The sequence below is a fragment of the Gracilimonas sp. BCB1 genome (assembly GCF_040117685.2).
Classification (GTDB): Bacteria; Bacteroidota; Rhodothermia; order Balneolales; family Balneolaceae; genus Gracilimonas.
This window is the reverse complement of sequence record NZ_JBEDYP020000003.1, coordinates 18859-38625: the sequence shown is the minus strand read 5'-3', so window position 1 is coordinate 38625 and position 19767 is coordinate 18859. Positions and strand designations below refer to the sequence as shown.

At 44.1% G+C, this 19767-nt stretch carries 22 protein-coding genes; 10 read left to right on the top strand and 12 right to left on the bottom strand.

Features of this window, described 5'->3' with window-relative positions; translation table 11 throughout:
• Positions 1 to 2: 2 nt before the first annotated feature.
• Positions 3 to 731: a DNA repair protein RecO gene (recO, locus tag ABFW99_RS01650; RefSeq protein WP_349353178.1), complete on the bottom strand. Its 729-nt coding sequence runs from the start codon at positions 729 to 731 to the stop codon at positions 3 to 5.
• A 51-nt stretch (positions 732 to 782) separates the two neighbouring features.
• The gene (locus ABFW99_RS01645) at positions 783 to 1343 is read right to left on the bottom strand and encodes a hypothetical protein (RefSeq protein ID WP_349353177.1); all 561 of its coding nucleotides are present in this window, start codon (positions 1341 to 1343) and stop codon (positions 783 to 785) included.
• A gap of 106 nt (positions 1344 to 1449) precedes the next feature.
• On the opposite strand from ABFW99_RS01645, the gene ABFW99_RS01640 reads away from it, so the two are divergent.
• Together ABFW99_RS01640 and ABFW99_RS01635 are read left to right on the top strand one after the other, a co-directional pair.
• The gene (locus ABFW99_RS01640) at positions 1450 to 2082 is read left to right on the top strand and encodes a sigma factor-like helix-turn-helix DNA-binding protein (RefSeq protein WP_349353176.1); all 633 of its coding nucleotides are present in this window, start codon (positions 1450 to 1452) and stop codon (positions 2080 to 2082) included.
• A gap of 2 nt (positions 2083 to 2084) precedes the next feature.
• On the top strand, positions 2085 to 2804 hold the full coding sequence (locus ABFW99_RS01635; protein ID WP_349353175.1) for a DUF3307 domain-containing protein: 720 nt from the start codon (positions 2085 to 2087) through the stop codon (positions 2802 to 2804).
• Here the strand turns inward: ABFW99_RS01635 and ABFW99_RS01630 are convergent.
• Positions 2801 to 4432, bottom strand: coding sequence for an acyl-CoA carboxylase subunit beta (locus ABFW99_RS01630; RefSeq protein WP_349353174.1), 1632 nt, complete (start codon positions 4430 to 4432; stop codon positions 2801 to 2803). The two genes, ABFW99_RS01635 and ABFW99_RS01630, sit on opposite strands and share 4 nt — an antisense overlap.
• A 116-nt stretch (positions 4433 to 4548) precedes the next feature.
• Here ABFW99_RS01630 and ABFW99_RS01625 point away from each other — a divergent pair, with 116 nt between their 5' ends.
• Genes ABFW99_RS01625 through queG form a run of 5 tightly spaced genes read left to right on the top strand, consistent with a single transcriptional unit; the run spans position 4549 to position 9377 of the window.
• Entirely contained in the window at positions 4549 to 5913 is a 1365-nt protein-coding gene (locus ABFW99_RS01625) for a GWxTD domain-containing protein (RefSeq protein ID WP_349353173.1), read from the top strand.
• Positions 5914 to 5954: 41 nt separating this feature from the next.
• On the top strand, positions 5955 to 6965 hold the full coding sequence (pdxA, locus tag ABFW99_RS01620) for a 4-hydroxythreonine-4-phosphate dehydrogenase PdxA (protein ID WP_349353172.1): 1011 nt from the start codon (positions 5955 to 5957) through the stop codon (positions 6963 to 6965).
• Positions 6955 to 7737: a class I SAM-dependent DNA methyltransferase gene (locus ABFW99_RS01615; RefSeq protein ID WP_349353171.1), complete on the top strand. Its 783-nt coding sequence runs from the start codon at positions 6955 to 6957 to the stop codon at positions 7735 to 7737. The genes pdxA and ABFW99_RS01615 overlap by 11 nt, the downstream gene beginning before the upstream one ends.
• Positions 7719 to 8423 (top strand): cell division ATP-binding protein FtsE, encoded by a 705-nt coding sequence (gene ftsE / locus ABFW99_RS01610; protein WP_349353170.1) that lies wholly within the window; start codon positions 7719 to 7721, stop codon positions 8421 to 8423. The genes ABFW99_RS01615 and ftsE overlap by 19 nt, the downstream gene beginning before the upstream one ends.
• A 6-nt stretch (positions 8424 to 8429) precedes the next feature.
• Positions 8430 to 9377 carry a tRNA epoxyqueuosine(34) reductase QueG gene (gene queG, locus ABFW99_RS01605; RefSeq protein ID WP_349353169.1) on the top strand — a complete coding sequence of 316 codons (948 nt, stop codon included), beginning with the start codon at positions 8430 to 8432 and terminating at the stop codon, positions 9375 to 9377.
• A 54-nt stretch (positions 9378 to 9431) separates the two neighbouring features.
• Here queG and ABFW99_RS01600 read toward each other — a convergent pair whose 3' ends face one another.
• From ABFW99_RS01600 to ABFW99_RS01590, 3 genes are all read right to left on the bottom strand, one after another.
• Positions 9432 to 9722: a hypothetical protein gene (locus ABFW99_RS01600; protein ID WP_440707396.1), complete on the bottom strand. Its 291-nt coding sequence runs from the start codon at positions 9720 to 9722 to the stop codon at positions 9432 to 9434.
• Positions 9694 to 10236, bottom strand: coding sequence for a hypothetical protein (locus tag ABFW99_RS01595; protein WP_440707395.1), 543 nt, complete (start codon positions 10234 to 10236; stop codon positions 9694 to 9696). Before ABFW99_RS01595 ends, ABFW99_RS01600 begins: the two co-directional genes overlap by 29 nt.
• A gap of 69 nt (positions 10237 to 10305) precedes the next feature.
• Positions 10306 to 10938, bottom strand: coding sequence for an RNA polymerase sigma factor (locus ABFW99_RS01590; protein ID WP_290962410.1), 633 nt, complete (start codon positions 10936 to 10938; stop codon positions 10306 to 10308).
• A gap of 129 nt (positions 10939 to 11067) precedes the next feature.
• On the opposite strand from ABFW99_RS01590, the gene ABFW99_RS01585 reads away from it, so the two are divergent.
• Positions 11068 to 11586, top strand: a complete 519-nt coding sequence (locus tag ABFW99_RS01585) for an outer membrane beta-barrel protein (protein WP_349353167.1) — start codon at positions 11068 to 11070, stop codon at positions 11584 to 11586.
• A gap of 52 nt (positions 11587 to 11638) precedes the next feature.
• On the opposite strand, the gene ABFW99_RS01580 is transcribed toward ABFW99_RS01585, so the two are convergent.
• From ABFW99_RS01580 to ABFW99_RS01555, 6 genes are read right to left on the bottom strand one after another with little or no spacing between them, the layout of a single operon-like run.
• The gene (locus ABFW99_RS01580; RefSeq protein ID WP_349353166.1) at positions 11639 to 12556 is read right to left on the bottom strand and encodes a Ppx/GppA phosphatase family protein; all 918 of its coding nucleotides are present in this window, start codon (positions 12554 to 12556) and stop codon (positions 11639 to 11641) included.
• Positions 12553 to 13389 carry a 50S ribosomal protein L11 methyltransferase gene (gene prmA, locus ABFW99_RS01575; protein WP_349353165.1) on the bottom strand — a complete coding sequence of 279 codons (837 nt, stop codon included), beginning with the start codon at positions 13387 to 13389 and terminating at the stop codon, positions 12553 to 12555. The genes ABFW99_RS01580 and prmA overlap by 4 nt, the downstream gene beginning before the upstream one ends.
• Positions 13389 to 14351, bottom strand: a complete 963-nt coding sequence (locus tag ABFW99_RS01570; RefSeq protein WP_349353164.1) for a M28 family peptidase — start codon at positions 14349 to 14351, stop codon at positions 13389 to 13391. The genes prmA and ABFW99_RS01570 overlap by 1 nt, the downstream gene beginning before the upstream one ends.
• Entirely contained in the window at positions 14344 to 15108 is a 765-nt protein-coding gene (locus tag ABFW99_RS01565) for an SDR family NAD(P)-dependent oxidoreductase (RefSeq protein WP_349353163.1), read from the bottom strand. The genes ABFW99_RS01570 and ABFW99_RS01565 overlap by 8 nt, the downstream gene beginning before the upstream one ends.
• A gap of 14 nt (positions 15109 to 15122) precedes the next feature.
• The gene (locus ABFW99_RS01560) at positions 15123 to 16646 is read right to left on the bottom strand and encodes an amidase family protein (RefSeq protein WP_349353162.1); all 1524 of its coding nucleotides are present in this window, start codon (positions 16644 to 16646) and stop codon (positions 15123 to 15125) included.
• Positions 16647 to 16663: 17 nt separating this feature from the next.
• Positions 16664 to 16882, bottom strand: coding sequence for a Sec-independent protein translocase subunit TatA/TatB (locus ABFW99_RS01555; protein ID WP_255135462.1), 219 nt, complete (start codon positions 16880 to 16882; stop codon positions 16664 to 16666).
• 151 nt (positions 16883 to 17033) lie between these two features.
• Here ABFW99_RS01555 and ABFW99_RS01550 point away from each other — a divergent pair, with 151 nt between their 5' ends.
• The gene (locus tag ABFW99_RS01550) at positions 17034 to 17288 is read left to right on the top strand and encodes a DUF2795 domain-containing protein (RefSeq protein ID WP_020402200.1); all 255 of its coding nucleotides are present in this window, start codon (positions 17034 to 17036) and stop codon (positions 17286 to 17288) included.
• Positions 17289 to 17351: 63 nt separating this feature from the next.
• On the top strand, positions 17352 to 19760 hold the full coding sequence (locus ABFW99_RS01545) for a BamA/TamA family outer membrane protein (RefSeq protein WP_440707394.1): 2409 nt from the start codon (positions 17352 to 17354) through the stop codon (positions 19758 to 19760).
• The last annotated feature ends 7 nt before the right edge of the window (positions 19761 to 19767 follow it).

Here is a 19767-nt window from a genome sequence, read left to right as displayed (position 1 = left end):
ACCTATAGCATCTGTTCAAAAATGGAATCCGACCTTCTTTCCTGATATCCTTCAATATGGTATTTAAAATAAACATCTAAATGGTGAACAAGTTGCCTTAGCTCTCCATTCTCTAATCCCACTTTAAAAATATTCTTACTTTTTGTGGACATTCCTAAAATTAAAAACCGCGTTTGGGCAGCTGTTAGTTTATAAGACAATTCTTCTTCCGACTGTTCCGAAATTTTTCCGCTCGACACATTTAAGTAAGCTTGATCCGGGACTTCGGCCAACCCACTGATTAAACCAATTCCTGAGATTTCAGCCAAACGGAGCTGGACGTACGCAAATACTGATGGATAAGTTTCCCTGGTGTCGCCCAACCACTCAATAAAATTTCTGCTGAACTCAAATACCGGCTTATTAACCTCATTTTCGTGAACTAATTGTGATACAATTTCGAGCGTGGAATATAAAATGGCCGCTTTCTCAAAATCTTTGCGAAACTGATCGGTTGAATACTGAACTGAGGCTTCGGTTAGCGTTTGTACACCCCGGTTAGCTTTGTAGTAGTAAACCACATCTAATACCACTCCTATCTCCAAAATACCTGCAAGTTTACTTTTCGGCTTTTTCGCTCCTTTAGCTATCAGGGCAATCTTGCCGTGCTCTGCCGAAAGTACCGTAAGAATCTTGCTCGACTCCTGGTAATCGATAACCCGTAAAATAATGACCTGGGTGTGTGAAATCATGAGTTCAGACTTGTCGCTATGGTAATATGTATATTTATAATGAATCCGTAATCATTTCAGCGGTTCTATAAATTCCACTTTGAATTTGAAATAGATATCGAGCTTTTCTTCCAGTTCCCGGAAAATATCATATACTTCATCTAACTCTTCCTTGTCAGACTTAACCAATCTGATATATCCATTTTCCGTCATTATATCGAAAGTAAACCACTCTTTATTCTCCATGCCCTTGCTGAATAAAGCTTTTCCGGTCTCATGATTGGAGAGTAAAAATTCTTCCACTTCCCCAAAACTTATGGTTCGTAACCTGAACCTGAAATAACTGAAAAGTTTATAGTACTTGGTGATGGTATACTCATCGGTGTTAAACTCGAACTCATACCGGGAAAAAATTTTCTGGAGCACCGCTACTGCAAAAATCAAAAAGAACAATGCGAATACAAAGCCTAATAAAAAGCTTGAAAAGAATAGCAGAAAGTCGATTAATGTAAAGCTGGCTTCTACACCCAGAAAAATCAGGTTATACTCTTTGGTTAGCTCGTAATTCAAAAAATAGTTTGTTGGGTTGAGTTCTTTCTCTTTGATAATATCATCTGCCTGAACTGATTGCAACAGTGGGCTTTCTGATAATTAACAAATCTACTTTAACTCAATTAGGTTATATTTGCTATTTATAACTTAATTAAGTAATGTTTGAGGAATTAATATTTGGAATGGTATGATTGCAGTTCTAACAGGAGATATTGTTTATTCAACTTCAGCTGATAGCTCAGAAACCTGGCTTCCTGACCTGAAAGAAATTTTTGTGCGTATAGAAGATCGTTTTGAATTAACAGGAAATGGTGCGGAAATGCATCGTGGAGACGGATTCCAGCTTGGACTCCATGATCCCCGACAGGCACTAAGGGTTGCCTTTATTATCAGGGCCGGACTTATTAAATCAACCAAAACCGATCACAAAATGGATACCCGAATTGCCATTGGAATCGGGGAATATGCTTATCTGGAAAACAGTGTAAATGAGTCATTCGGAGATGCTTTTACTCGTTCCGGCCATGCCCTTGATGAATTGAAAAACTCGGATGACCGTCTTGCATTATCATCCGACAATCCTGACTTTGACGGTGAAATGAGTGTAAGCCTGACCTTTGCTGATATTTTCGTCAAGAGCTGGTCTCAAGCGGATGCTGAGATTGCATGGTATTTTTGGATGGAGAACTTGACACAATCTGAAATCGCCAAAGAACTGAATATTTCTCAGCCGGCTGTATCTAAAAGAAAAAAAAGAGCTCATATCGATGAGTTTGAGCTATTGCTGAACCGGTTTGAAACCAAAACCAAATATATGTAACCATGGATGATTTATTTTTGATGCTGGTTCTTGCTCATCTGCTTGGCGATTTCCTTCTTCAACCCACCCACTGGATAGAGGAGCGCCGGCAAAAGAAATGGAAAGCAGGTCCTTTGTACCTTCACGGCTTTGTTCATATAGCCCTTGCTTTCGGTGCTTTATGGATGGGCGGATTTTCAAGCGTTTGGTTTCTTGCTCTTTTGATTGGTGGAACCCACATCCTTATTGATCCCATCAAAGCCTTTGCTAAGAAGAAGCGCCTTTCTTTTTTCCTTGATCAGCTGATTCACTTGCTGGTGATTGCCCTTTCCATGCTCATTATTAGTGATTTTAACTTTCCGGAGATATCTATAAGTAGCATAGAGTGGGGAGTGATTGTTGCGTTTGTATTTGTGACAAAACCCGCCTCCATACTCATTAACCAGCTTTTACCGGATGACTGGGGCCCGCAACCAAGTGCTAAAGAGATTAAGGCTCAGCAAGACGATAACGGGCTTGAAAATGCCGGGGAATACATCGGCATTCTTGAGCGACTACTAATTCTCGGTTTCATCCTCACTAACAACTGGAGCGGCATCGGATTTTTACTGGCAGCTAAATCCGTTTTCAGATTCAGCGACCTTCAAAAGGCCGAGCAGAGAAAACAAACCGAATATATTATGATCGGGACTCTGCTCAGCTTTAGTTTGGCAATAGTGGCCGGCTGGTGGGCTTCCTTTTAGGTTTGCATAACCCCTGTTTTGAATTCCTCAATTTCCGGGTTCAGGTTTGCACACTCAATCGCTTTTGAAATCCGGGCGCGCGTATCTAATGGATTAATAATTCCATCAACCCATAACCTCGAGGCTGCATAGCGGACATCCGTTTGCTTGTCGTAGCGGTCACTGATTTCTTTCATAATTCGCTCCTGATCTTCCTCACTTACCTCTTCTCCCTTCTTCTTCATGGCTGCAACCTGAATCTGCATCAGGGTTTTTGAGGCTGAGGCTCCGCTCATTACTGCGATCTTAGCGGTAGGCCATGCGTACATAAACCGTGGGTCATAAGCTCGTCCACACATGGCATAATTTCCGGCTCCGTAACTGTTACCGACTACAATAGTGATTTTCGGAACCGTGCTGTTACTCATGGCATTTACCATTTTAGCCCCGTCTTTGATAATGCCTCCATGCTCACTTCGTTTCCCGATCATAAAACCGGTTACATCCTGCAAAAACACCAATGGTATTTTCTTTTGGTTGCAGTTCATAATAAACCGAGCTGCTTTATCAGCGCTGTCTGAGTAAATCACTCCACCGATCTGCATCTCCCCTTTCTTGGTTCGGTTTACCGTTCGCTGATTGGCAACAATGCCTACGCTCCATCCATCAATCCGTGCAAAGCCGGTAATAAGTGTTTGCCCATATCCTTTTTTGAATTCGGTGAAGCTGTCCTCATCCACCATACAGTCTAACACTTCATACATATCATAAGGACTGGTTCTGGATTCCGGAACGATGTCGAACACATCGCTGGCCGGACGTTTGGGATCTTTGCTTTCTTTTCGGTTAAACCCGGCTGTATCAAACGGACCAAATTTATCCACCAAATCCCGAATAGTTGACAGACATTCTTCATCGTCTTCCATCTTATAATCAGTTACACCCGAAATTTCGGTATGAGTAGTAGCACCTCCCAGCGTTTCGTTGTCAACCTCTTCCCCGATGGCAGCTTTAACCAGGTAACTTCCGGCCAAAAACACACTTCCGGTTCCATCTACAATCAAAGCTTCATCACTCATTATAGGCAGGTAAGCTCCACCGGCCACACAACTTCCCATGATGGCCGCTATTTGAGGAATCCCTTTTGCGGATATAATGGCATTATTTCTGAACATACGCCCGAAGTGATCTTTATCCGGAAAAATTTCATCCTGCAAAGGAAGATAAACGCCGGCAGAGTCAACCAGGTAGATCAGCGGAATATGATTTTCTATGGCAATTTCCTGCGCTCTCAGGTTCTTCTTGGCAGTGATGGGAAACCACGCACCGGCTTTTACAGTCGCATCATTGGCTACAATCATACACTTTCTTCCGCTTACACTCCCGATACCGGTCACCACTCCGCCTGAGGGACAACCGCCTTGCTCTTCATACATCTCGTAGCCGGCCCAAAGCCCAAGTTCATAAAAACGGGAACCTTCATCGGTAAGCTTTTCAATACGTTCACGTACTGTCAGCTTTCCTTTAGCGTGTTGTTTGTCAATTCGTTTTTGCCCACCGCCAAGTTTAATCTTGTCCTCAGTTTCTCCGAATTCTTCAATAATTTTATGTAACCAATGGTTGGTAGCGCTTCCAGATTCACTGCTCATATTCTGTTATCTTTTTTGTTTGTATAATGTTGATTCGAATGCTGCGTTGAAAATAGGGATTATATTTAATGTGTAAACCCCGATATTGATTTAAATCATTCAAAAAAATGACTTCCATGAGTAAGCGACTTTTAGCCATCCTTTTGCTTTTAGGTTTTTCCACCTCCATACTTGCACAACGGGTAAATTATCGACAACTGGTTATGAGGTCGCAGAGCCCAACTATTTTCATTGATGATATTATCCTTCCCGGTGATGATGGAAACACAACGTTAGCCTTTGTATTCAGGTTTAATAATGACTTTATCCCGTTTAAAAAGATTCCACTTAATAACGACCTGAATGCTCCTGAGAATGCTGAATTCTACTCCACAATAAGACTTAGCACAGAGATTTTTGAGGGGAAATTAAAACGACGGGAGGATCCGTCTGCCAATTCTGCTTCCCGTGATGTTTGGAAAGACACTCTTTTCACATCCAATTTTGAGCAAACACAATCCTCAAAGATGTATGCTTCGGGTTCAGTCTCTACAGAACTTAATGCCGGACACTACAACTTTATTCTTCAGCTGGCTATGATGCAGGAAGTAAACGAAAGAAATACACGCCGTCGGGGAATATATGTTCCGGACTTATCCCAAAAGAAAACCGGAGAAGTTATTTTAGTAAAGAATAAAAAAGGAAACCGGTTGGAACTGATGAACATGGAGCAGAATGTTCTGTTCGGCGAAGACTTCTATGCATTAGTCCGAATTCCAGATTATGATGGTTCAGCTAAGTACCACTTAAAAGTTGATAAGGCAAATACTTCCCGGCGGGATACCTCCTCTATTGAAACTATCTATTCTGCAGAACTCAATTCTGATGAAGTATTTCAAAACTCAACGATCAGGCTTATTAAATCAGAAAACCCGGCACTGAATCTCGTTCAGGGTAACCATCCCTATACGTATGCCCTTGTATCCATTCCCGGAAGCACTTTTGAAAATGCTCCTTATATATTGAAATTAACCAAAGACGGACAAGATGAACCGGTAGCAAGATCCTTTTTCCGATCCTACTGGCCAAACATGCCTGCCAGTCTGTATAACCTGGATGTTGCCATTAATAATCTGAACTACATTATTTCTGAGAAAGAACTCAAGCAAATAAACAGTGGAAATAACCGTGAGCGGGAAAGAAAGTTCAGAGAATTCTGGGACAGCAAAGACCCAACTCCAAAAACTGTGTATAACGAATTAATGGCCGAATACTACCGTCGAATTGATTTTGCCTTCAAAGAGTTCGGCAGCCAGGAAAACCCCATGGGTCACGAAAGTGATCAGGGAGAAGTGTATATAAAGTTTGGTCCCCCAAATAATAAAGAACGCCGGTTTCCGGAAAGCGGAAAAACCATTGAGCTTTGGAAGTACCCAAGTCGTACGTTTGTGTTTGAGGCCACTTCCGGCTTCGGCGACTTTATGCTGGTTGGAACTCGATAACGCTGTGTATTGCCCATTAATCGCCTTATTTTAGGCGTATCATGCTTAAGAAAGATATTCCACGCATAGCTATTTCGATTGGCGACTTTAACGGGATTGGTCCGGAGATCGTCCTGAAGTCATTGTCCGATTTGGATTTGGGAACATCCACTCCTGTGATCATTTCCCCGAAAGAGATCATAACCTCCGTTCTCTCCTACCTACCTTATGATTTAGATGTTAATTATTCAGAGGACGTCACCGGTTTACAGTCGGGAACCATTAACGTTCTCAGCTTTGCTGTAGATAATTTGAAAATGACTCCGGGCATACAGTCTGCCCAAAGCGGCAAGGCGGCTATGCAATCCATCGAGCAATGCATACATTTTTGCGTGAACCATGTGGTAAATGCAATGGTAACCGCTCCGATATCCAAAGAAGCCGTGAACCTGGCCGGTTATGAAATACCGGGGCATACCGAATTCCTGGCTTCTCAAACTAATACCGATTCTGTGCTTATGATGCTGGTTAGCGGAGATTTGAGGGTGGCATTGGCCACGACCCATATTCCGGTGAAAGATATTTCAAAAGCCATCACTCCGGATGTCATCGAAGAGAAAGTTGAAATTCTTTCCTCGAGCCTGATTCATGATTTTGGGATTACAAACCCTAAAATTGCCGTGTTCGGCTTAAATCCCCATGCCGGTGATGGTGGTGTAATTGGTATGGAGGAAATTGATACTATCACCCCGTCCCTGAAAATGATCAGGGAAAAACGAACAGATATAACCCTTCATGGCCCCTTCCCCGCCGATGGTTTTTTCGGGCAACAGCTTCACAAACATCACGATGCGATTTTAGCGATGTATCACGATCAGGGACTGGCTCCGTTTAAACTACTGTCTTTTGGTAAAGGGGTGAATTTTACGGCCGGACTTCCTATCATCCGCACTTCTCCGGATCATGGCACGGCCTTTGATATAGCAGGCAAAGGTGTTGCCAATCCATCTTCTTTCAAAGAAGCGTACAAACTGGCGGTTGAACTTGCAAATAAACGACTTAGTGAAGACTGAACAAGCCAAAATCTATACAGCATTGGCCGAACTCTACGACACCCTGATGAAGGACGTAGACTATGAAATGTGGGCAGACTTTATAGATGAAGTAATCCAAACTCACCACCCAGACCCTGTTGATGTGCTCGAACTGGCTTGCGGAACCGGGGCTATTTCCCTGCATCTTGCACAACTTGACGAATATGAGCTTACCGCTACCGATCTGTCGTCTGCCATGATTGAGAAAGCCAGATTAAAAGCAGCACAACAGGAAGCAGATGTTGACTTTCATACCATGGATTTCAGGGATATTCGTAGTAATGATACTTATGATATTATCTTCTCTGTATTCGACAGTGTGAATTACCTTCACTCAAAAGAAGAAATCCACAAAATGCTGAAAGGATGTTCGAATATTTTGAATCCGGGTGGATTATTGATCTTCGACTTTTCCACCCCGCAAAACTCACTGGAAGCGGTAGATTACCTCAACAATGAAGAAGGCAGCTTTGGCAACTACCGCTATTTCAGGGAAAGCCGGTATGAACCGGGAGAGCATTTTCATTACAACGAGTTTGAAATCGATAAAATGGACGACGATGGTAAAACCGTTCTTGAAAGCTACCATGAAATTCACAGGCAGCGAATTTATTCGCTCAAGGAAATGCTATCAATTTTGGAACAAACCTCCTATCATCAGGTAGCCAAATATGAGGGTTTTGATTTGGTGGATGCAGACGAAAAAAGCACACGCGTAACGATGGTACTTCGATGTCAGAAACAGCAGTAATTGAACTTAAGAATGTAACCCTGAGATATGATCATACCAGGGTATTGGATGATGTAAACTTCAAGCTTCATAACGGTGAGTTTGCCTACCTGATTGGACCGACGGGTATCGGAAAAAGCTCTTTCCTGAAACTTTTGTACCGTGATGTTGTACCCTATACCGGAACCGTTCGTGTGACTGAATACCCGGTAAACAAAATATCGGAACGGGAAGTACCCATGCTGCGCAGAAGGCTCGGTATTGTATTTCAGGATTTCCAGCTTTTGCAGGATCGAAACGTACACGAAAATGTAGCCTTTGCCCTTCAGGTAACCGGAGAAAAACCCAAGTTCATCAAACAGCGCGTATTGGAAGTATTGACTATGGTTGGGCTTAGTCATCGGAGAAAGCACATGCCGAAGGACCTCTCCGGAGGTGAACAACAACGTGTGGTTATTGCAAGGGCTTTAGCTAACGAGCCCCGAATTTTACTGGCCGATGAACCCACCGGAAACCTTGATCCCAAAGCCACCAAAGACATTATGGAGCTGCTGCGGAGTATCAACAACCGGGGCATGGCCGTATTGATGGTTACTCACGATTATGCCGTGGTCAAAAAATACCGTGCCCGCACGGTACGTATGGTAAATGGTAAAACTCAGAATTTAATCTGGAAAGGCGAGAAACTGGTTCCGGAAAAAACGTAATTCGGAATGCTTCAGCAGCAAAAATTCACAGAACAAATCCGTTCGCGCGCCCTACAGCTGGGATTTGATGCCTGTGGATTCGCCAAAGCCCAACATCTCCCTCATGAAGCCCGACGCCTTGAGGAATGGCTGAAGCAAAACCGTAACGGCACTATGGACTGGATGGGCAATCATTTTGATAAAAGAGTTGATCCTACCCTCTTGGTTCCCGGTTCAAAAACGTTGGTTTCCGTTTTAGCCAGCTACTATCATCCATCCCACCAACAACAAATCGGGGAAAAGAACGAGCCCTTGATTGCCAAATATGCACACGGGCGTGATTACCACAAAGTGCTGAAGAAGAAGCTGAAGGAGCTGTTCAATTTCAGCAAGGAATTATTAGGCGGAATTGAAGGACGAATTTTCGTGGACTCTGCCCCGGTACTGGATAAGGTATGGGCACAAAGAGCCGGACTTGGCTGGATCGGAAAAAATTCCAACCTGCTGAACAAAGACATTGGTTCGTTTGTATTTATCGGGGAAATGATAATAGACGCCGAATTAAGCTACGACACGCCCGTAACCGACCATTGCGGCTCATGTACCCGCTGCCTGGATGCCTGCCCTACTGATGCGATTTATGAACCGTACAGAGTGGATGCTACTAAATGTATTTCCTACCTCACCATTGAGCTGAAAGAAGAAATAGACAGGCGGTACCAAACAGATATTGAAAACTGGGTGTATGGCTGTGATATTTGTCAGGATGTATGTCCCTGGAACAGTAAATCCATAACGGCACAATTTGAAGACCTGCATCCAAGAGAGTATGTGGTTGAACGGGATATGGAGTTCTGGGAGAACCTTACTCCCCAACAGTATGATGAGACTTTTGAGGGAAGTGCAATCCGACGGGCTAAGTATGATAAGTTTAAGTCGAACGTAGAGATTGTATCCCGGAATCTCACCAAATAAAAAAAGCCGACTGATTAAAAAACCGGCCGGCTTGATAGCTACTTTATCAGTCCATTAATACCCAACGCTGGCGCAGGCAACATCCTCAAAATTACTATCCCAGCACGATCGGTTTGATGAATCAGATCCGATCTGCAAGTACCCGGTCATAGCTTCATCATCCCAGAAAACGGTTAAGTCGTTTTCTTCATCCGTATCGCTTAAGAAAACTGTGAATTCGTTGTCATTCTGAGTATAGGTATAGGTTGTTACCACACTGCCTGAGTCATAATAATCGGTTTCGATTTCCAGATTATTCTCACCGGAGGTGGACCATTCAGAAATAAGAACCGGTTCTTCCCTCATTAGTATCCGGATTTAGTGCATTGAATGTCCAGCTTCCTGAATTGCCATCAGAGGCAATACGGCCTGTTACAATTGCATAATCCGTGATCGAATTGCCCTGACCGTCATCAAAAGACCAAAGCATTTCCCAGTTAATAAAGTCACCGTCGGGTTCGGCCGTTAGTTTTATGGATACAGATTCGCCTTCATAAGAATAGCTGTATTCCCATACCCATTTACCGTTTTTAAAGTCGGCATTTTCAGAATCAGCCAGTGAAAAGAAACTGACATAGGCCTGAGAGGTAAAGGCAATGCTACCCAGTCCCACGCCGTAGTAATAGGCCTCTGAATAATTGGAATTACTTTGCTGAGGCTGGTTTGACTCAAAATAAGAAAGGTCGGGCTCTATATTCTCAAATGTAGGCAGCACAGGGGGATCTTCATTAGCAGAAGTGGGATCATCCCCGCAAGAAATCAGTGCAAACGAAAAAAGAAGTACGACCGAGAATAGTGTTATTACTCTTGAATTACGCATAGTTTTGAAATTATGTTTAGGTGTTCACTTACCTATGCGTAAAATTGCCCGGAAAAGGCTCATAAATATTTAGAATTGCTCTCTTTTATCTTTCAATGCTTTGTAGAGTAGTTCCCTTGCTCTGAAGATATGGGCTTTAACCGTACCGAGCGGCAAATCCAGGACGTCCGCTATTTCCTGGTACGACTTCTCCTCCATGTGCCGCATCTCAATAACGGCTTTATATTTCTCAGGAAGATTTTCGATGGCATGCTGAACAATCGCCTTTCTTTCTTTCTTCATCACCGGGGTATCGGTAGAAAAGCTTTCATCCGGCAGCTGAATTTCCATGTCCCCATCTTTAGTTTTGTAGGGCTCGTTAATAGAGAGTGTTTGCAGCTTTTTCTTTCTTAAATAATCGATGGTATGGTTGGTTGCAATGCGGTACAACCAGGTAGAAAAAGCATACTCGTTACTGTAAGAAGAAAGGTTATGAAAGGCTTTCATAAAAACTTCCTGGACCAGGTCTTCAACAAGCTCCACCTCTTTAATCATTTTTCGGATGTGGAAATAGAGAGGCTTTTGATATTTATCTACTAATTTTTTGTAGGAATCTTCTTTACCGGCTAATGCTTCCGCCACAAATTTGTCATCTTCGAGACTACTTGCAGACGCATTTTCGCGCGGTGACGTATTTTTGATTTCGGAATTTTCTTCAGACATATCTACAATTATTCAGCCCTTAAAATACAAAGCCTGAGACAAATGAAAATGTCTTTTTTGAGCCTTTTTTCTAAAACTTGACGCATATACCTGTGTAGTCTTTTAAACAAATAAAAAACACACAGAACTATGAGAAAATTATCCTTTTTAATCCTAGCCCTGGCTTTTAGCCTGTCACTCAATACAAATGCTTCAGCCCAGGAAGCCGAAAACGCTTATGGAGATATCCAGATAGGAGCCGGTTTAATGTATGGAAGTGAAATAGAGCAGCCGGGCTTACGCCTCGACGGCACCTACCGAATCAATGAAGATTTTCGGGCTGTTGCCGAACTCGGGTTCTACCTTCCCGATGATGCCGGTAATGCCGATGTAAACTGGTTCGAGTTTAACATAAACGGGAATTACATTTTTGTGAATGATCCTGAACAAGGCCTGATTGCCTATGCCCTGGCCGGATTGAATTACACGCGGGTAAAAGTGAGCTCCGGAAACTTCAGTTCCGACAATGGAGAAGTTGGGCTAAATGTTGGCGCAGGTGCTGAATACGGCCTGGATTTTGCCAACCTTTTTGGTGAGTTCAAATACGTTCTTGGCGATTATGACCAGCTGAATATCGGAGTTGGACTTCGTTTTGCGATTGGCAATTAACCCGGAAGGAACAACTGAAGAAGCATCATTCCCGCCGGGGTGATGCTTTTTTTTATTTAGCTAAGGTAATGATTGCCCCGTGACGAATACCGCCGGTTGATACTACAATTTCCTCAAAATTGAAGTGCTTCAGAAAGCCTTCAAGAATCAGCATCCCTCCCAAAAAGATATCTTCCCTGCCCTTCAGAAATACCGGGTTCTGAGCCAGCATATCTTCATGCGTATTCTCCGAAAAATCTTTGATGCAGTTCTGTACCGATTCCAGAGTCAGCGAATGGCCGTTTAACTTATCCGGCTCGTAATTGGTGATGTTTAAAACCATTGCCGCCAGCGTAGTAACCGTTCCGGCTACTCCCACGGCTTTCACTTCTTCCCCTACTTCAAATTCCCTGCTCTTGTAAAACCCGGTTACCTTATTTCTGCAGGCTTCTATTTCTTTGGAAGAAGGCGGATTTCCGGAGAGGAAACGTTCCGTAAACCGAACCGAACCCATATCAAAGGAATGGCCATCTGTAACTTTACCTTCCTTAACCAGAGCGACTTCTGTACTCCCTCCACCAATGTCTAAAATCAGTGTTTCTTCATCTTCTATATTTTCAAGAACGGATAAAGCACCAGCAGCTGTACACTCCGCTTCTTCCCTTCCTGAAAGTAGCCTGATATCAAAACCGGTTTCCTCTTTCACCCTGTTAATAAACGCTTTCCTGTTGTTGGCATCACGTACAGCACTCGTAGCCGTAACTATAATCTGATCTACTTTAGGGAAGTCAGCTGCTAATATTTTCCGGTAAGCACTAAGGGCGTTTATTACTCTTTCAGTAGCCTCTTCATTTATATTCTTGTCAGCATCTACTCCTTTTCCCAACCGGGGCACACGGTGTTCTTCGTGGACGTTTTTAATAACCCCGTTTTCATACTCAGCTACCAAAAGAAGAACCGTATTTGTACCAATGTCTATCGCTGCTTTCATGCTTCAAATAATATGGCTATCCACTCTTTATGCTGGCGGGTATCGCGATGAGTTAATTTTTCCAGGGCTTCCTGTTTTAGCATCACCGGCTCGTCTTCTTCCAACAGTCCGGAGATGAGCAATTTCCCGCCCTCATTCAAATACCTAAGTAATTCGGGAATTAAACCTATCAATGCGTTCCTGTTTATGTTGGCTAAAATCACATCGTACTTCTCACCTTCCGGAATTACTTCTGTGGACCCAAGTTTAACTTCAAAATTCTTTACTTCGTTAAGCAGAATATTTTCCTGGGCATTGGTCTCGCTCCACTCATCAATATCAAAGCCAAAAGCAGATTCAGCTCCCAATTTTAATGCTGCGATCGCTAAAATACCTGTTCCGGTTCCTGCATCAAGGATCTTGTCGCCCTCACTGATCACCTCGGGCAGCCATTCCAGCATCACCCTTGTAGTTGCATGATATCCGGTTCCAAAAGCCATCTTTGGGTCTATCATCAGCTCAATTTTATCACTGACATCGGCACCGGTCGTTGACCAGGTGGGATGCACATAAAACCGACCAATAGCCTGAGGCTGTATGGTTTTCTCCCAGGTCTCATTCCAGTTTTGATCAGGTATAATCTTTTCACTCAGAATGGATGACTCCCCTCCAAAATTCATCAGCAGCTTTTCAATTTGCTCCCGTTTGGAATCATCAAATCGCTGAGTGGGAATGGTAGCAATGAGTAAATCATCATCCTGTTCAAAACCTTCAAAATCGAGGTCAAAAAGTTCGGCGATCAACAGTTCGTGAAAATCATCTTTAAGTGAAATCTGAAGCTCAACATATTCCATTATAGTCGGTTGTAAATAAGTTCTGCCATTACATCACCTACGGCTTGCAGCGTTTCTCTGCTAATGATCTCCATGTTATCACTATGGGTGTGCCAGTGAGGAGCAAACTGCGCATTTCCACGAGGTGTACGGCTATGATTTATGATATTTATAATGGGAATCCGGGCCTGTTCATTCACAATTACATGATCGTCCGAAACAGCAGCTCCTTCTTCATTCAAAAAGTAATTTTCATATCCTTTCTCAACTGCAATGTTCCATACTTCTTCCACCAGATTTGGGGCATAACTTAACGAATATCGTTCTTTAGGAAACTGTGCTCCTTCAGCTCCCACCATATCCAATAAAATTCCAAAACGGGGGCTATATCCCGGAACAGGTGGATTGTTTGACCAATACCGCGAGCCAAGGAAGTATTTTTCTAAACTGCCCGACTTGCCGTAATCTTCCCCATCAAATAAAACGATATCCACGCCTATGGGTGGGGGATTTTCACTAAACATGCGGGCCAGCTCCAGCAAAACGGCGACTCCGCTTCCCCCATCATCTGCTCCGACGATACCCTCCTCTTGACGGGTTGAATCCATATCAGCGCGGGGACGACTATCCCAATGTGCACTCAACATAATCCGATCGGGTGCATTAAGGTTGAAAGCAGCGATTACATTACCAAGCTCAAGCTCTTCATCATATCCTTCTGCCGTAAACTCTTGCACAAAAACTGCGTTAGAACCGGCGTACTCTTTAAACTTTTCCGCAAAGTAAGCTTCAGCCTGGCGGTGAGCTTCCGTGTTGGGTACGCGTGGCCCAAAATCTACCTGTTGCTGAACAAATTTATAGGCAGTATCCGCATTAAACTCCGGAACGTCTCTCCCTTTTTCGGAAAACTGAAGACCTGATTTATCGGAACCGGAACATCCGGCAATCATAATTGCCAGGGTTAGAAAAAACCATTTATACATCTCGGTGTACCATTGTTGCTGAAGATTGTGCCGTAGGGTAAATGATAGTGTCCATAATATTTACGTGGGTCGGTCGGTTCGCCACAAAAACGATGATCTCGGCAATATCCTGAGCAACCAGCGGCTTCATGCCTTTATAAACTTCTGCCGCTTTTTCTTTGTCGCCTTTAAATCGTACTTCGCTAAACTCGGTTTCCACCAACCCGGGCGACACCATACTTACACGAACGTCTGTCCCGTGCAGGTCTTTCTTTGTTGATTCCGTAATCGCCTTAACCGCATGTTTCGTGGCAGTGTAAACCACGCCACCGGCATACGATTCGTGACCGGCAGTAGAACCCACATTGATGATATGCCCGGTGTTTCTTTCTTTCATTTGCGGGATAATGAGTCTGGAGAGATACAACAGTCCTTTGACGTTGGTATCAATCATGGCATTCCAGTCGTCAAATTCGGCCTCATACACCGGATCTGTTCCCTTTGCGAGACCGGCATTATTAATCAGAATATCCACGTTAGCTGACAGCGATTCTACAAAGGAGCCGCAAGCTTCTGCGTTACTCACATCAAAAGCGGCGGTTTGCACCTTTACTTCAAACTCAGATTCCAGCTTTTCCTTGATGTCCTCCAGCCTTCCTGCCCTGCGGCCGGTAATTACGAGATGTACACCTTGTTCAGCCAAAAGCTCCGCGGTTTTGTACCCAATACCTGCGGTAGCTCCGGTTACGATTGCGGTTTTACCTTTCAGCCTGTTCATAAGTGTGGTGTAATTTATGATTGGAGTTCTACAAGGCGTGCAGCATTAAGAACTTTGGTTTCCTGGAAACTGTCTCCCATAAACTGAATGCCGTAAGGAAGTCCGTTACTGTGAGTACCCGCAGGAACGCTGATTCCACAAATACCGGCTAAATTAGCCGTAGTGGTATATACATCGTTCAGGTACATCTGGACAGGGTCATTCATTTTGGACCCTAAATCAAAGGCCGTGGTTGGTGCTGTAGGGCTCACGATTACATCCACTTTCCCGAAAGCTTCCTTGTAGTCGTTTTGAATAAGACGCCGTACTTTTTGGGCTTTTCCGTAGTAAGCATCATAGTAACCGGCACTCAACACATAGGTTCCGAGCATAATACGTCGTTTTACCTCAGTTCCAAACCCTTCGGTTCGGGATTTTTTATACAAGCGGATCAGCGGAGAGTCCAATTTCGATAATTTTTCCTGTAGCTCAATTTTTTCTTCGCCCTTGGCCTGTTCGAATGCTTCTTTTAAGGCCTGCTCTTCCTTCTTGAGCCCATCCAGCATCTCATCCTTATCAGCGCGGTGCCCGTATCTAATTCCATCATACCGGGCCAGGTTACTGGAAGCTTCAGCGGTAGCTAAAATGTAATAGGTGGCAATACCGTACTTGGTATGAGGAAGCTGTATAGGAACCAGCTCAGCTCCATCTGCTTCCAGCTTATCCAAAACCTCTTCGATACCTTTTTTAATCTCCTCATCAAGGCCTTCACCAAAAAATTCCTCCGGAACACCGATCTTAATGTTCTTGTCCGGATTTTGAACCGCACCCACATAGTCATCTTTCTCACGGTGAGATGAAGTATTGTCCCGCTCATCATAGCCGGCGATGACATCCAAAATACGGGCGGTGTCTTCCACTGAATTGGCCAACGGACCGATACAATCAAATGAAGAGGCAAAAGCTACCAGTCCGTACCGCGAAACTCTTCCATAAGTAGGCTTCAACCCAACCACTCCACAATATGAAGCAGGCTGACGAATGGAACCACCGGTATCTGAACCTAAGGTGGTCATGGCCATTCCGGCAGCAACCGCAGCTGCACTTCCGCCCGATGATCCACCGGGCACTTTATCGGTGTTTTGAGGATTCTTTACCGGGCCGAAATTGCTGTACTCGTTGGTGGAGCCCATGGCAAATTCGTCCATATTCAGCCGGCCTATAAAGATGGCGTCTTCATCACGAAGGCGTTCAATTACGGTGGCATCATACACGCTTTCGAAGTTCTCAAGTATCTTTGACGCACAGGTTAGCTTCTTTCCTCGCTCAGAAATCAGGTCTTTGATTCCCATTACCACCCCGGCAAGCTTCCCGGCGGTACCGTTATCAACCTTTTTCTGAACCTCATCGGCACGGGTAAGTGCCCCCTCAAAATCGGTGGTTACGAAGGCATTAATCTCCGCGTTTTTGTTCTCAATTTCTTTATGGTACTGCTCTACAAGGTCTCGAAGTTTTAGTTCTCCTGATAAGACTTTTTCCCGAGTCTCTGTAATCGTCATGTAGTTCAATTCTGGGTTTATTTGCTTTTAGATGAGGTTTCTTCGTGATTAGCGGCATCATTAATATCACGGGAACTGTCTTCAATTTCCTTTTTAATATCTTTTGAAGCCTGACGGAATTCTTTGATTCCCTGCCCTAATCCACGAGCCAATTCCGGGATGCGTTTTGCTCCGAAAAGTACCAAAACCATGATGGCAATAATGAGAATTTCAGGGGCGCCTAAACTGTTAAACATAAAATAATCCTCTCAGGATTTAGTTGATGTATTTGTGCGAAGATAACAATATTTTCGGCACGAATTTGGAACAAAAATTTTATTTATTCACTTGTGTTTTATCAACACATGTGTTTATTACACTCATTCATTCTAAAAAAATTACCTAACTATGATTTGGACCGTTGAATTAGCCGCAGCTTTAGATGATGCCCCTTTCCCGGCCACCCGGGAAGAACTTATTGAATGGGCAGAACGCAATGGCTTGCCTAACCAGGTTATTGTCAATCTCGAAGAGCTTGAAGAAATCGAACAAGGGGAAGAGCCTGTATATGAAGGAATTGAAGATATCTGGCCTGACTATATCCGTAAAGAAGACTTCTTTCATAATGAAGAAGACGAAGGATTCGATTACGACGACGTTTAAAAACTAATCCTCAACAGAGGCTGCGGTTGTTCTGTAAAGAGCAGCCGTTTTTTCTGTATTACCTTGCTTGCATCTATCTACAGCCTACTTAGAATCACATTTCTGCTATGTATTTTTGCATGGGTGGATATCATTTATCCGGGCGAAATTTATGCCCAACAAACCCAGGAAAGCACCAACACCGAAGATGTAGTACGCCGCATCCGGTTTTCAGGAAATGAAAACGTCAAAGACCGGACCTTAGAAACACTGGTAAGAACCCGCACCAACCGTGAATTCCTTGGAATACCCCGCTTTACTCCCTGGTATTTTATCTGGAATTTATCGAATGGAAGGTTCGGTGAAGACCCGGCCTACCTGAATCTGCAAACCGTTGGCAACGATATGGAGCGGATCACCTTGTACTACGAGTCGCTGGGCTTTCTGGACGTGCAGGTAGATACCACCATTGTAGAGTACCGTACAGATAAGATTGAGGTCTCTTTCATTGTTGATGAAGGAGAGCCTTATTTCATCAATACGATATCGTACCGGGGAATACCGGGATTTTCAGATCCCCAAAAGAGGGTCGAGTTTCTTGAACAGAGCGCTCTCACGAAGGGGCGCATTGATGAAAACACTTATCGGGTAAACCGGCAATACAGTTCCCAGGAACTGAGTAATGAACAACAGCGCATCATCACCTTCCTCAAAAACAATGGATATGCCTCCGTTCAGCGAGATTCGGTGATTGCTTTGGTAAAACCCGACACTACTGCGTCCAACTCACTGGATGTGTTGTATCAGGTAAGTCTCGGTGATATATATCGCTTTGGGGACATCAGGGTTCGGCTAAGTGACGAGGAACCTCCTGTTAATTACACTCAACGAGATACGCTGATCGGGCCTCCGCATACCGAGGATTCTTCAAATGTGATTTATCTGCAAAAAGAACCGGGGACACAATCTCACTTTAGCTTACTTTCCAGTCAGCTACTGTTCAAGCCGGGTTCTATTTACAATCATTCTTTATATCTGGAGACTGTAAATGAGTTTCAGAATCTCGGGATGCTCTACATACAACGCTTCGGGCAGAACGAAAACCAGGCCCTGCCAGACTTCACCCGTGAAGAAATTCCTGTTTATTTTGACCTTCAAACCCTGACTAAACACAGTATATCTACCGAGCTGTTCGGGATGAAGCGATATGGGTACGGCACCGGTTTTGGAATTGACTACAACAACAATAACGTATTCGGAAATGCCGAAAACCTGATTATTGGTGCCAATGCCAGCTTCGAATTTGTGAGCCCTGCCGTACTCGAAGAAATTGACACCACGGCCACACAATCTTCCGTGTTCCGTAGCTACGAACTAAGAGCTGAATACTCCGTCCCCCGCTTGAACTTCCCATTCCGAACTCTTGATAACCGTCCGGGCTTTACCAGCGGTGTAACCCGGTACTTGTTATCCTACAGCCGCTCCGACCAGCTTCTCTTCGATATAAATTCTGATGTGGGATTCAACATGCGGTATGAGGTTAACCACACTCCCAATTACTCCAGTTTCCTGGACTTAATTGAACTGGATTTGGTAGATACCAACCCCTCGGATGCCTACATCCGGAACCTACGGAATGAATTTGGTACCGATACCCTGCAGGATGGCACCATCGTTGATGCCTTTGAACTGCAGCGTATCCTGGAGGATTTTGAGCCCCAGGTTTCTTCCATCATCCGATATACCTTCCGTAGCCAAAACACGGACCTTATTAAAAGAAATCGCGGGTATTTCAGTGAATACTCCATTTCGGTGGGTGGTAACATTCCTTATGTGATTGATAATCACATCTCAACTCCGGATACCCTGGAAGGCAACCTACCTTCCCTATTTGGGTTGAGTGATAACGATTTGAGCTACAGCCGTTTTGTCAAGCTTTCTGCTGATTATCGGCGCTACATACCCATTTCAAATTCCGGGGTTTTTGCCTGGAGACTCTTCGGCGGTTTTGCCCAACCATACGGGGGCTCCACTTCCATCCCGTTGAACCGGCGTTTCTTTGCCGGAGGAAGTAATGATATTCGTGGCTGGGCACCCTTCCAGCTCGGGCCGGGTGATATCTCTACCGACAACGTGAACATTCCCGGCGGTGAAATTAAACTGGCTGCCTTCAGCGAAGTACGGCAGACCTTTATCCGGGATTTTCTGGGCGCCAACTGGATGGCTGCTTTATTCGTTGACGCCGGCAACGTATGGTATGGGCCCGAAAATGATTTCCGCGATGAAAACAATCAGGACAGGCTGGAGCAGGGGCGCTTTCGTTTTGATAATTTTTATAACCAAATTGCCGTAGGCAGCGGACCGGGTTTACGTTTAGACTGGGAATATGTGGTGGTTCGGTTTGATTTTGCCTTCCGCCTGCACGACCTTCAGGATGGCTGGTTAAACAACAAGCAGCTATATTTCAGTTTTGGGATCGGTCACTCCTTTTAACCTCAAT